Genomic DNA, 2,328 nt, shown 5'->3' on the forward strand with positions numbered 1-2,328 from the left:
GATCCCCACGCCCCGCCGACTCCACTTCCCACAGTGCGTCGCGGGAGGGTGCACTGTGCCTCGGCGAGAGAGACGTGCAAAGGCTCGGAGCTCAGCCGCCGCTGCCGTACGGACGGGTGATGATCTCCAGCCAGTGTCCGTCAGGACCCTCCCAGTAGAGGCCGCGGCCACCGTCACCGTGGTTGATCTCCTGCGGTTGGCGCTTGAACGGATCGGCCCACCACCGACGGCCGGCGTGCTGCAAGCGACCGAGGATGCGGTCGAAGTCCTCCTCGCTCACGAGAAAGGCGTAGTGCTGGCCGTGGATCTCGCCTTCGGCGTCCATGAAGTCCAGACTCGCCGCGTTGTCCAGCTTCAGCTCCGCGAACGGCCCGTACGCCCTCGCCTCCGGCAGACCGAGCACCTCGGCGACATCGCGAGCAGCAGCCCATCGGTCCTTCACGTGCACGATCGTGTGGTTCAGCTCGACACTCATCGGGCTCTCCTGGCTAGGCCTGTTGTCGACTGGCGCGTGGCCACCACTCTGCACCGCGAACCGGATCCCGTGAAGCCTCCAGACGGTTCCACCTCCCCGAGCCGCCGGCCTTGTCAGCGCTGCGGCACTGGTGACTGGCGTTGGTGACTGGCAGGGACGTACGGCGGTCGTACCGCAGGGTGCGCTGGTCAGTCCAGGCGTGCGCGGAGGAAGGCTTGTTCGGCTTGGTTGGTGGTCAGGGCCAGGGCAGCCTGGTAGGCGGTGTGGGCTTCTTCGGGGCGGTTGAGGCGGGTGAGGAGGTCGGCGCGGATGGCGTGGAAGAGGTAGTAGGCGCCGAGGTCGAGGTCGTCGACGAGGGCCAGGGCGGCGGCGGGGCCGTTGACCTCGGCTACGGCCACGGCTCGGTTGAGGGCTACGACCGGGGTCGGGTCGAGGGCCGACAGGTGGTCGTAGAGCTGGAGGATCTGGGGCCAGTCGGTGTCCGCGGCGGTGCGGGCGTCTGTGTGTACGGCGTTGATCGCGGCCTGGAGTTGGTACGGACCAGGCTGGTTGCGGCGCAGGCAGCGGCGTACCAGGGCGTGGCCCTCCTCGATCAGGTCGCGGTTCCACACGGACCGGTCCTGGTCGGCCAGGCGGGTCAGTGAACCGTCGGGCGAGATGCGGGTGGCGCGGCGGGAGTGTTGGAGGAGCATGAGGGCGAGCAGCCCGGCGGCTTCGGGTTCGTCGGGCATGAGTTCGACCAGGAAACGGCCCAGGCGGATCGCCTCCTCGCAGAGTTCGTCCCGGACGAGCGTCTCCCCGGACGAGGCGGCGTACCCCTCGTTGAAGATCAGGTAGACGACGGCGAGGACGCCGCGGACGCGCTCGGGCAGGTCGGCCTCGTACGGCACGCGGTACGGGATGCCGGCGGCGCGGATCTTCGCCTTCGCCCGGACGAGGCGTTGCGCCATCGTCGGCTCCGGGACCAGGAAGGCGTGCGCGATCTCGGCCGTGGTCAGGCCGCCGAGCATCCGCAGCGTGAGCGCGACGCGGACGTTCAGCGCCAGCGCCGGGTGGCAGCAGGTGAAGATCAGCCGGAGGCGGTCGTCCTGCACGACGCCCTCCTCCACCGGTTCGGCCTGGGCGTGCAGTAGCGCCGCCTGGGCGTGCTTGTCCTCGCGCACGGACTCCCGCCGCAGCCGGTCGACCGCGCGGTTGCGGGCGGTCGTGATGATCCACCCCGCCGGACTCGGCGGTACGCCGCCGGCCGGCCACTTCTCCACCGCGGTCGCGAACGCGTCCTGTACGGCGTCCTCCGCGATCTCCAGGTCCCCGAACACCCGCGCCAGTACGGCGACCGCGCGCCCGTGCTCGGCCCGGAACACCCCCGCGACGTCCACGCTCACCCGGCGAACGGCCTGACCTCGATCGACAACGGCTTCAGCACCGTCGCCAGCCGCCGGCCCCAGCTCAACGCCGCGTCGAGATCCTCGACCTCGATCACCGTGAACCCGCCCAGGTGCTCCTTCCCCTCGGTGAACGGCCCGTCCGTCACCAGCACCTCGTCGTTCGAGGCCTTCAGCACCGTCGCCGTCTCCGGTGGGTGCAACCCCGCCGCGAACACCCACACCCCCGCGGCCTGCATCTCCTCGTTCAGGATGCTGAGCTCCCGCATGATCGGCTCCAACACCTCGGGCTCCGGCGCGGGCCCATCCGGCTGATAGATGCTGAGCAGGTACTGGTTCATAACCACCTCCAGGCAAGTGCTGTCACCACCTACACGAACACTGCCACCCGGAATCGACACCGAAGCTCACATTAGTTCCGCTCGCGGCCCGCGCGAGTTCTTCGGGTCGTCGACGGCTGCGGTGAGC

The 2,328-nt window shown here is 69.7% G+C and carries 3 protein-coding genes; all 3 read right to left on the minus strand.

All coding sequences use genetic code 11. The annotated features are described in order from the left end of the window. Nucleotides 1-91: 91 nt before the first annotated feature. The 3 genes from E1218_RS35490 to E1218_RS35500 all read right to left on the minus strand — a co-directional run bounded on the left by E1218_RS35490 (nt 92) and on the right by E1218_RS35500 (nt 2,201). Nucleotides 92-475, minus strand: a complete 384-nt coding sequence (locus E1218_RS35490; protein WP_132327410.1) for a VOC family protein — start codon at nt 473-475, stop codon at nt 92-94. Nucleotides 476-663: 188 nt separating this feature from the next. Beyond that, a complete protein-coding gene (locus tag E1218_RS35495; protein WP_202866375.1) occupies nt 664-1,854 on the minus strand; it encodes an RNA polymerase sigma factor in 1,191 nt (396 codons plus the stop codon). Nucleotides 1,855-1,856: 2 nt separating this feature from the next. Next, the gene (locus E1218_RS35500) at nt 1,857-2,201 is read right to left on the minus strand and encodes a YciI family protein (RefSeq protein ID WP_132327411.1); all 345 of its coding nucleotides are present in this window, start codon (nt 2,199-2,201) and stop codon (nt 1,857-1,859) included. Nucleotides 2,202-2,328 lie beyond the last annotated feature (127 nt).

Origin of the sequence: Kribbella turkmenica (genome assembly GCF_004348725.1) — a bacterium.
GTDB lineage: Bacteria > Actinomycetota > Actinomycetes > Propionibacteriales > Kribbellaceae > Kribbella > Kribbella turkmenica.